10 protein-coding genes are annotated in these 10,000 nt (G+C 48.0%); 5 read left to right on the forward strand and 5 right to left on the reverse strand.

The window, feature by feature from the left end:
- On the reverse strand, positions 1–551 hold a 551-nt coding region (locus tag LDL40_RS13855), incomplete at its 3' end, for an ABC transporter permease (protein ID WP_300995972.1).
- Positions 545–1,240, reverse strand: a complete 696-nt coding sequence (locus tag LDL40_RS13860) for an ABC transporter ATP-binding protein (protein WP_300995973.1) — start codon at positions 1,238–1,240, stop codon at positions 545–547. The genes LDL40_RS13860 and LDL40_RS13855, both read right to left, overlap by 7 nt.
- 67 nt (positions 1,241–1,307) lie before the next feature.
- Here LDL40_RS13860 and LDL40_RS13865 point away from each other — a divergent pair, with 67 nt between their 5' ends.
- Positions 1,308–1,865, forward strand: a complete 558-nt coding sequence (locus tag LDL40_RS13865; RefSeq protein ID WP_300995975.1) for a DUF3299 domain-containing protein — start codon at positions 1,308–1,310, stop codon at positions 1,863–1,865.
- A gap of 56 nt (positions 1,866–1,921) precedes the next feature.
- Here the strand turns inward: LDL40_RS13865 and LDL40_RS13870 are convergent, their stop codons facing one another.
- Positions 1,922–2,464, reverse strand: a complete 543-nt coding sequence (locus LDL40_RS13870) for a DUF2796 domain-containing protein (RefSeq protein WP_300995977.1) — start codon at positions 2,462–2,464, stop codon at positions 1,922–1,924.
- 183 nt (positions 2,465–2,647) lie between these two features.
- Between LDL40_RS13870 and LDL40_RS13875 the strand changes: the two genes are divergently transcribed.
- Genes LDL40_RS13875 through LDL40_RS13890 form a run of 4 tightly spaced genes read left to right on the forward strand, consistent with a single transcriptional unit; the run spans position 2,648 to position 8,353 of the window.
- Positions 2,648–4,171: a cryptochrome/photolyase family protein gene (locus tag LDL40_RS13875; protein WP_300995979.1), complete on the forward strand. Its 1,524-nt coding sequence runs from the start codon at positions 2,648–2,650 to the stop codon at positions 4,169–4,171.
- Entirely contained in the window at positions 4,168–5,511 is a 1,344-nt protein-coding gene (locus tag LDL40_RS13880; RefSeq protein WP_300995981.1) for an FAD-binding domain-containing protein, read from the forward strand. Before LDL40_RS13875 ends, LDL40_RS13880 begins: the two co-directional genes overlap by 4 nt.
- Positions 5,508–7,025, forward strand: coding sequence for a cryptochrome/deoxyribodipyrimidine photo-lyase family protein (locus tag LDL40_RS13885; protein ID WP_300995983.1), 1,518 nt, complete (start codon positions 5,508–5,510; stop codon positions 7,023–7,025). Before LDL40_RS13880 ends, LDL40_RS13885 begins: the two co-directional genes overlap by 4 nt.
- A 59-nt stretch (positions 7,026–7,084) precedes the next feature.
- Positions 7,085–8,353, forward strand: a complete 1,269-nt coding sequence (locus LDL40_RS13890) for a pirin family protein (RefSeq protein ID WP_300995985.1) — start codon at positions 7,085–7,087, stop codon at positions 8,351–8,353.
- 5 nt (positions 8,354–8,358) lie between these two features.
- Here the strand turns inward: LDL40_RS13890 and LDL40_RS13895 are convergent, their stop codons facing one another.
- Both LDL40_RS13895 and LDL40_RS13900 read right to left on the reverse strand, forming a co-directional pair.
- Positions 8,359–9,294: a M28 family peptidase gene (locus LDL40_RS13895; protein ID WP_300995986.1), complete on the reverse strand. Its 936-nt coding sequence runs from the start codon at positions 9,292–9,294 to the stop codon at positions 8,359–8,361.
- An 18-nt stretch (positions 9,295–9,312) separates the two neighbouring features.
- Positions 9,313–10,000: tetratricopeptide repeat protein (locus tag LDL40_RS13900; RefSeq protein ID WP_300995987.1), on the reverse strand; the 688-nt coding region annotated here is incomplete at its 5' end.

Raw genomic sequence — 10,000 nt, forward strand, 5'->3', positions numbered from 1 at the left:
ACTACTTCAAATGGCTTATCTTTATGCTGAGTAAAACTGATACTGCCGACACCATGTGACAAGGTGATTTGTTCACCTAATCGGTACCCAAGTTTTTCCGCGACCACAGAGCCAATAACCGCCTGATACACACCAGCAAACACCTTACCCTGAGCCAATTTAAGCGGCTGTTTTTCGCCATACTGGTAATATTTAAAATAATCCTCGTTGGTGCCAATCACCCGGTAACCCCGGTGCGAATCGCCCAGAGAAAGCGGAATACTCCAGGCAACCTGAGGATGTTTTTTTACCTGCTGATAGTTCTGCCAACCTATATTGTTGGTGGCATTACCAATACGAAATACTGAATACAGCAATAAATTCAGTTGGCTGGAACGGGCTCCTACAATCAGATCTGTGCCAGACACTGTGCTGGTAAAACTGCTTTTGGCTTCATGGCGAATATGATCAATACCCAACAACAAGGCAATACTGATGGTTAATGAAATAACCGTCATCAACACTGTGCCTTTGCGATTCCATAAACTGGCTCTGGCCAACTGCATTAACATGGCTGGACTCCTTTGTTTAACTGCTCCATATCCAGCTCAAATTTGAAATAACTGCGTAATGCCGGATCATGACTGACAAAAACCACCGTAGTGCCGCACAGCTCTGCTTCGGCCAGCATTAGCTGCATAAATGCATCTCTGTGCTTATGATCCAGTGCTGAGGTAGGTTCATCGGCAATAAGCAAAGCAGGTTGACTTAATAAGGCGCGGGCTATAGCCACCCGCTGCTGTTGTCCGACACTTAATTGATTGGCAGGTGCTTGCCACAACTGCTGCTCCAAACCCAGCTTCTGTAATAAGTAGCGGGCACGTTGCTCAGCCTGTGGAATTTTTTTTGCAAAGGCGCTGACCAATAAAACATTTTGCAGCACTGTTAAATAAGGGATCAGATTTAACTGCTGAAAAACCACACCTATAGCAGAGGCCCTTAATTGATCTCTTTTAGCGCCTGACAATTCAGCCATCGACTGACCAGCTATCAGAATATCACCTTGTTTGCAGGGGTATATGCCAGCTAATAAATTCAACAAAGTGGTTTTGCCTGAGCCGGACGAGCCATAGACAAATAAATGTTGGCCTTGCCCGAGTTGTAGTTGTGGGATATCCAATAATGGCGGCTGGCCGGGCCAACTGAACAGCAAAGATTTGAGTTCAAGTGCCGGAATTTTCAGGTCTGTGTGCTCTGACATTACAATGCTCATGTTATGATACGGCTTCTTTTGTGACCTTATAACATATGCAGAGGCAGAGGCTCCAATGGTTAAATCGTTATACATGGCATTAATTCTGACTTTGGTCGCATTTACTGCGATACCAGCAAAAGCAGAAGACTATAAAGCATTGGAATGGACTGATTTATTGCCGGAAGAAGATCTGAAAAAGATGGAACAACTGCCGGAAATTAATCATGAAGGTGGCGAAGCTCCGGCTGGTGGTGCGCTGAATCAGGCTTTTGGTAACCAGGATCCAGCTGCCGCAGCCTGGAATGAAGTGTTGATGTCAGCCAAGGTTAAAGCTGAACTGAATAACAAAAAAGTAAAGGTGCCAGGCTTTATTGTGCCGGTCGAATACGATGCCGATCAAAACGTAACAGCGTTCTTTTTAGTGCCTTATTTTGGTGCCTGTATCCATGTGCCACCACCACCACCAAATCAGATTATTTTTGTTACCAATAAGCAAAAAATTAAAGGCGACATGATTTATTCACCATTTTGGATCAGTGGTACTTTAACCACTGAATCCATGAGTCATGATTTAGCCAAATCAGCGTATTCGATGAAAGCAGATAAAATCGAAGAATACACCTACGAGTAATATAAACTCAGTCAGAAAAAAACCGGCGATGCCGGTTTTTTTCTGATGAAAACAGCTTACTGAGCGACCAGAGGCACTGTCACTCTGTCTGGCTGCCACTGCGCAGCTCCTTGTTCACCATTCACTATCCACTGCACTGAAACTTGTTCTACTCCCGCTGCAATCTCAGCTAAATCAAGCGTCAGAGCCTGTAATCGGGCTGGGTTTTGACAGACTAAGGTGTAGTTTGCATTTAGATCTGCATGTTGCGGTTTGGTTGTGCGGTCGGCTGTTAAATCAGAACTGATATCTGTGCCTGTCACAGTACAGTTGGCTTGTGCATCAAAACTAAACCATTGAACGCTGGTAAAATCTGCAATCATTTTCTCTACCAGCTGGCGCTCTGAATCATCTTTGACCTGATGTTCAAAACCAACAATATTGGCGGTAGGAGTGACAAAGGCGAGTTCTGCTTCATTACCTTCCAGCACAAAAGTCAAAACGGCCTGACCATGGGTATGGCTGCCATGTTCTTCGTGTTGATGCTCCTGCGCTGTTGCAGAGTTAACAAACAGACTCGCTCCAAGCAACAAGCCTGATACCATTGTTTTACTGTTCACAAAGATCCACTCCCTCGCAAAAATTTCAGCCTTATCATAACCCCGGCACCCAGAATATATGCGCTTTGATTTCACCTTTTATCGCAGTTTTTTGTCAATCTAACCCTATAGTCAGTTTTAAACTAAGACTGATCTGGTCCAGCGCCATTGCCGTATCAAAAACCAAAATAATGGTAATAGCAAATGGCAAAGTTAATTCTGGTGTTAGGTGATCAGCTCAGCCCAGCCCTGTCCTCGTTACGTGACCTGCAAGCGGCCGACAGAGTATTAATGGCAGAAGTCGCCAGCGAGGCCAGTTATACCCCACATCACAAACAAAAAATTATTCTGATCTTTAGCGCCATGCGCCATTTTGCTGCTGTATTGCAGCAGCAAGGCATTAATGTCAGTTATCTGGACTACCAGCAGAAAATCAGCAGCCTGACTGAAGCTGTAGCTATTGAACTTGCCAGACACCCAGAGCTGGAGCAAATTTGCCTGACCGAATGCGGCGAATATAGGTTAGAGCAGGAAATTTTAAGCTGGCAGGCGTTATTTCAGCGTCCTGTGCAGCAACTGGAAGACGATAGATTTATTGCCAGTAAGGCGATGTTTCGGCATTGGGCTTTGGATCGCAAGCAGTTCAGGATGGAATACTTTTACCGCGAAATGCGCCGTTACACCGGCCTGTTAATGCAGGACGGTCAGCCAGTGGGCGGTCAGTGGAATTTTGATGCCAGCAACAGAAAAGCTATGCCGGCAAAACAGCAGCTGCCAGACATACTGAAGTTCGAGCCCGACGATATTACTGCACAAGTCATCACTCTGGTTAAACAGCAATTTCCAAATAATATGGGCAATGCCGACACTTTTAGCTACGCCGTCACAGGTAAACAGGCACGTCAGGCTTTTTTACATTTTCTGGAGCATCAGTTGCCACTTTTTGGTGATTATCAGGACGCGATGCAGCTGAATGAACCTCACCTTTTCCATAGCATTTGCTCGATGTACTTAAACTGCGGTCTGCTGGATGTGCGCTGGGTCTGCCAAAAAGTAGAGCTGGCCTATAAAGAAGGCAAAGTTCCGCTCAATGCAGCCGAAGGTTTTATTCGCCAATTGATTGGCTGGCGTGAGTTTGTCCGCGGCTTGTATTGGCTGCTGATGCCCGACTACAAAGAGCGCAACTTTTTAAATGCCAACAGGGCTTTGCCAGCTTATTACTGGACTGGCGATACTAAAATGCGCTGTATGCAACAAGCCATCAGCCACACCATAGACCATGCCTACTCTCACCATATACAGCGCCTGATGGTGACTGGCAACTTTGCGCTGCTGGCAGGTTTATCGGTCGAGGAGGTCTGCAATTGGTATCTGGCGGTCTACGCTGACGCCTATGAATGGGTAGAACTGCCTAACACACTGGGCATGGCACTGTTTGCTGATGAAGGCGTGCTGGCATCTAAACCTTATGCGGCCAGTGGCAAATACATTCAACGCATGAGTAATTACTGCAAAAGTTGCGCTTATGATGTGGCTGAAACCACAGCTCCAACCGCCTGCCCTTTTAACGCTTTGTATTGGAACTTCCTGGAACGTAATCAGGCTTTGCTGTCCGGCAATGCCCGTATGCAACTGAGTTATCAGAACTGGCACCGAAAGTCGGACGAAGAGCGTGCACAAATCACGGCCAAAGCCGAGCAGTTGCTGATCCATCTGGAGCAGCTATGAAACGCGCTTTGGTACTGCTGAATCAGGCGATACGCTGGCAGGATAATCTGCTGCTTGCAGAGCAACCCGGCTTTGATCAGTTAATTGCTGTGTTGATACTTGACCCGGCTGAATACTTGAATGCCGAGTACGGTATAAAACGCGCCAGTACGCTGCGCCTGCAAAGTCAACTCAGACTGCTGCTGGACTGGCAGCAGCAATGGCAACAACAAGAATTGGTGTTGCATCTGCGTATAGGTGACACCAGCTTGTGCCTGCAACAGCTGGCGCAGCACTATCAGACGGACTCTTTAATAGCGGCAGAACCCACAGCACCTGAGCAGTACCAGCAGCTGCAAAATTGTGGTTTAAGCTTAAAACTGTACGATCTCAATAGTTTGCTGCAACACCAGCTCAGACCGGATCTGGCCACATTACCAAAAAGCTTTTCAGCCTTCAGGCGGCAGCGTGAACCAAAGCTACTGGTGCACCAGCCGAAATTTTACAGCATTTCTTCACAGTTTTATGGCGAACCTGAGCAGGCACTGGATCAAAGCAGCAAGGATTTTATCAGCCAGCACCATAATCCAAATGCAGTACTGCTAAACGAAGCAGCAGCATTAGAGCGCCTGGAGCAGTTTATCTGGCAACAACGCGCAGTAACGCACTACAAACAAAGCCGCGATGCCCTGGATGGCCGATGGAACAGCAGTTTATGGAGTTTCTATCTGGCCAATGGCTGTTTATCGGCCTGCTTTGCCTGGCAGCAAGTGCTGGATTTTGAACAGCAACAGCTGGCTAATGAATCCACCTACTGGATCCGCTTTGAGCTGCTGTGGCGCGAGTATTTTCGTTGGCAAATGCGCCAGCATGGCCGAGCCTGGTTTAGCAAAAATGCCTTTCGCCCGCCGCTGGACTTCTCAGCACCGCATGCAGACAGGCGCTTTGAACTCTGGTGTAAAGGCCAAACCGGCCTGCCTTTTGTCGACGCTAATATGCGGATGTTAGTGCAAACAGGCTGGATGTCGAACCGGGGCAGACAGAACGTCGCCAGCTATCTGATTTTTGAGCTGCAGCAAGACTGGCGTTTAGGTGCTGCTTTTTTTGAGCAACATCTGCTGGACTATGATTGCGCCAGTAACTGGTGCAACTGGGCTTATATTGCAGGGGTTGGCAACAGCGGTGCCCGGCAGTTTAACCAAATCAAACAAGCCTTAACTCATGATCCGGACGGCGATTTTGTCCGGCGTTGGTTGCCGGAAAAAACCGCAGCTGGCGCTTTAGTGCACTGGCCTGAAGCTAAAGTCATAGTGCAGGATTTTTGGCGGCCCTATCTTCAGCAGTTGAAGCATAAAGCATGATCAGTCTGGTCTGGTTTAAACGCGACTTGCGGCTTGATGACCACGGTCCCCTGACCGATGCAGCACGTCAGGGTGCTGTTTTGCCTTTGTATATTATTGAACCTGACTACTGGCAGCAGCCGGACACGTCAGTCAGGCAGTGGCTTTTTGTCGAGCAAAGCCTGCAGCTTTTGGATCAACAACTGACCGCCTTAGGCCAACCTCTGCTGGTGGTCAAAGGCCCTGCCACTCAGGTGATCCGTCAGTTATGTCAGGAGTTTCCAATAGCACAGGTGCTTAGCCATGAAGAAACAGGCAATTTATGGACCTTTCAGCGCGACTTAGCCGTCAAACAGTTACTCAAAGACTTGGCCATTCCGTGGCGGCAGTATCGCCAGCACGCGGTGTTTCGGACTTTAACCAATAGGGATTTGTGGACAGAGCAGGCCGATCTGTATTTATCAGGCACCTTGTACCGCAGGCCTGACGCTTTACCTTTTCTCTGCCACAGCAGACAACCGCAGCAGCCATTCCGGCCGCAACGTGCCTTGGATTTGCCGCCTTGTAGTGCAGGCCAAACTGCTTTTGCTTTAACTGATACAGTGCAGAGTTTTTTTAGTCACAGAGCCAAAGACTACAGCCGGCATATTTCGTTGCCTGATAAAGCGCGGCATAGCAGCTCACGCTTGAGCCCATATCTGGCCTATGGCCAATTGAGTTTAAGAGCCTTACAGCAACAAACCCTGCGCAGCATCAAGCAACAACCCACCTTCAGTTTTGGCTTGTCGTCTTTTTACAGCAGATTGCGCTGGCATTGTCATTTTATTCAAAAGCTTGAATCAGATCCGCTGATAGAAACTGAAGCCCTGCATCCGGGTTATGCCCGATTGCGCAAGCAAGATTTTAACAGCGACTGGTTTTGGGCCTGGTCTCATGGTTATACCGGTTATCCGCTGATTGATGCCTGTATGCGCAGCTTACTGGCGACAGGCTGGCTGCACTTTCGCGCCCGCGCTATGTTAGTCGCCTTTGCCTGTTATCACTTGTGGCTGGACTGGCGTCCTGTGGCTTTGCATCTGGCTCAGTGTTTTGTCGACTATGAACCAGGCATTCACTACCCACAAATTCAGATGCAAGCCGGTACCACAGGCATCAACCCTAACCGGATGTACAATCCTGTGCTACAAAGCCAGCAAAAAGACCCGCAAGGCCACTTTATCCGCCGTTGGTGCCCTGAATTGCGTTTAGTCCCAGACAGCTGGCTGCACCAGCCCTGGTTAATGCCTCTGGCACTGCAGCAGCAGTATGCTTGTGTTTTGGGCAGAGATTACCCTATGCCAGTGGTTGAGCTGCAACAAGCAATGCGACTGGCTAAACAGCGCCTGACCGAATGCAAGCAGCAACAAGATCCACTCTGGTGGCGGGAACAAAAACGTCAGGTGGTGCAGCGTCACGCCAGCAGAAAACGTTCATCCAAACGCAGTAAAGCTTCGACAACAGACAAGACGCAATTGAGCTTAGATCTGAACGAGTAAGACTTTTCTTAAGCAAATTGCGTTATGCTGGAGTCAATCAGAGTAAAAAGGATAGCGTTATGACCATCTTTGTCAGTCAACATACTGCAGGGCAATTGCGCCAAACCATTCAGATCCATGACCATCAGATCAATGCAGACTTAACGCAGGCTGCTGGTGGCACAGACACTGGGCCAGATCCACATGATTTATTTGATGCAGCTATAGCGACCTGCAAAGCCATGACTTTGCAGCTCTATGCCAAACGCAAAAATATCCCGCTGCACGAAGTGAAAGTGGCGATCGAAAGAGACGATAGCGCTGAGCAAAAAGGCCTGTATCAATTGCACGTCAGCCTGGAGTTAACAGGAGATTTAACGGCTGAGCAGCGGCAACAATTGCTGGCGATAGCAGATAAATGCCCTATCCATAAATTAGTAACTCAGGCTGATGTTCAGGTCCATACCAGCCTGAAACCAGAAGCATTGCCAGCTACCGCCGGCGAACCACTGATCATTCAGCCACAGCAGCGGGATATTGGTTTTATCATCAGACGATTATTGCCAGCCAAAGCGCAGCGTCGTGTCGGGCCTTTTATTTTTGTTGATCATATGGGCCCAGCGACTTTTGCAGCAGGCACTACTGAAGGTGATGTGCGTCAACATCCCCATATTGGCCTGGCCACTGTGACCTATTTGTTCTCCGGAGCCATGTACCATAGTGATACTTTAGGCACCAGACAACGTATTGAACCAGGTGCCATTAATCTGATGCGCGCTGGTCGCGGTATAGCTCACTCAGAGCGCATACCAGCAGATATCCGTGAGCAACAGCTTCAGGTGGAAGGTATGCAAATCTGGTTGGTACTGCCTGAAGACGAGGCTGAATCAGAGCCGTCATTCCAGCATTATCCCGCGGCTTTGTTTCCGGCTATTCAGGTACCGGGTAGCGAAATCAGAGTCTTATTAGGGGAATACTTCTCCCAAAGTTCAGTGGTTAATTTTCCATCGCGCTGTTGTTATGCCGAGCTAAAACTGGATCCATGCAGTAGCCTGGCTTTACCTAAATCAGAACAGCAGCTGGCAATTTATCTGGCCAAAGGCTCGTTAAAACAACCCGCACTGAGCGCCGGGCAAATGCTGGTGATGACCGAGGATTTAACTGTTGTAGCTGGTGATGACGGCGCACATTTTATGGTACTGGGTGGTGATCAGGTCCCGGATCCTGTGCTGCTAAACTGGAATTTTGTCGCCAGAACTCCAGAGCGTCTGGCGCAAGCCAGAGACGACTGGAATTCAGGTCAGTTCCCTCGTCTGACTGATGACGCTGAGTGGATCCCAGCGCCTTAACCTTGCTATTTGCTTTTCCGCGCCGCCTGATACCATGCAGGCGGTTGCTGGTCCAGCCATAACACCACCTGACTCAAAGTGACAAACATCGCCTGCAAAAAATCAGGATTTATCCGTTGCCAGTCATCTTTGACGCTGTGATAGTCAGCGTGAGGGTCAACTCCAAAATACAGAAATGGAATACCGGCTTTACGAAATGCAGCATGATCACTGGCATTAGCCCAGTCTGTGCCTGACTGCCCCTGCGCCTTGCCCTGACGTCTTAATTTCAGCTTCAGCGCAAAAGACTGTTGTTTAACATAGTCGCTCACACCAGGCAAAGAACGGGCGCCGTACAGATAGAGCAAATTCTTCTTTTCTCCCCGACTCAGCATATCCAGGTTCAGATTCAAAACTATCTGGTCCAAAGGAACTGGCGCTTGCTTCAGTAAAGCTTTAGCACCAAACAAGCCATTTTCTTCCGCATCTGTGGCGACAAAAATATAACTGTAGGCGGGGCATTGTTGCTGAAACTTACTGGCCAAAGCCAGCATAGTAGCAACCCCTGAAGCATTATCGTCAGCGCCATTGTAGACTGACCGCCCTGTCATCCCCAGATGGTCATAATGAGCTGTGACTACTATGTAGGAATCCGGATAGCTGCAACCTTTTATCCAACCGAGTAAATTAATGCCCTGCTTTTGGCTAAAACCTAGAGTGTAATAAAAGGGCTGGCTGAAGTTGTCCGTGAACGAATTCAGTTTCAGCTGTTGAAAGCGCTGAGTAATGTAGTCACGCGCCAACGCAGCACCGGGTTGACCTGTTTTCCGGCCTTGCATCCGATCTTCTGACAGGGCCCTGATATCCTGCAGCAACAGTTGTTCAGTTGCTGCAGCAAAGGCTTGAATACAGAACAGATAGCCAACACAGCACAACGTCAGGCGACAACATAATTTTTTCATCCAGGCCCAAACCTTTGGCTAATACTGTTTTGCTGCTGTTTGCAATGATTGCAACTTAGACTGATACCTGGCTCTTTCCTGAGCTCCGGGAGCAAACCTTTTCGCCTGCAGCAGATAACGCTCTGCAGAGGCTGGCTCTCCTAATTGATAATAAGCCTTTGCTAAACCCGCCATAGCTTCTGACCCTTTGTCATTCAGTTTCAGACTGTACTGAAAATGCCTGATGGCTTTGTGCAATTCCTGGTTTTGCATAGCTTCGTTGCCCAGCATAATGTGGTAATAAGGGTTTTCCAGTCTTTGTTTGAGCACACTACGCTGCAACTCTGCAGATTTCTCCATCTTCCCTGTTAACTGGTATAACAAAGCTAAATTTGATTTACTGTTGATGGACTCAGGGTCTAATCTGAGTGCAATAAGGTAAAGCTGTTCTGCTAAATCCAGTCTGTCTTTCATCCGATACAAAACTGCTATGTTATTCCAGCTTTCGGACGAATTAGGATCAACTAAAACTGCAGCTTTAAAATACGCATAGGCCAGATCATAGTTTTTCGCGATCATCGCCTGAGCCGCTTTGTTATTATAAAACATCGCTACAATCTGAGGTTTTTTCAGACTATGAACGGGAAAATGACTTTTATTCGTTTCCAAATCAAAATCAATCACATACCCAAATTGCTCATAACTTAACTGTCCGGCCAGAGACTGA

Origin of the sequence: Rheinheimera sp. (assembly GCF_020217005.1) — a bacterium.
Taxonomy (GTDB): domain Bacteria; phylum Pseudomonadota; class Gammaproteobacteria; order Enterobacterales; family Alteromonadaceae; genus Pararheinheimera.